General features: G+C 67.1%; 1 pseudogene. It reads left to right on the top strand.

From position 1 onward, the window contains the following. Window positions 1–105: 105 nt before the first annotated feature. Window positions 106–246 (top strand): annotated as a pseudogene (locus tag N7568_RS24915) (hypothetical protein); the annotation flags it as partial.

The following is a 246-nucleotide window of genomic DNA, read 5'->3' as shown; positions in this document are numbered from 1 at the left end:
GGCACAGAAATCGGCATCGGCAGCCCCACCACGTAGGGCCGGTACAACGAAGGCTACGGCGGCCTTTTCTGGAGGGGACCGCGCTCCTTCACCGGCGGCGCATTCCGCTCCGAGGCAGGGACAGGCGCCGACGAGTTCATGGGCACCCGCTCAGCCTGGATCGCCTGCACCGGGCAGCACGACCTCACCTGCCGGAAGTCCAGCAGCATGTTCGTCGAGGACCAGGAAAACCCGGGTGCCTCCAAC

It is taken from the genome of Paenarthrobacter aurescens (assembly GCF_025421775.1).
GTDB lineage: Bacteria > Actinomycetota > Actinomycetes > Actinomycetales > Micrococcaceae > Arthrobacter > Arthrobacter aurescens_B.
Note: the sequence above shows the minus strand (reverse complement) of the source record. Positions and strands in the feature narration are given on the sequence as shown.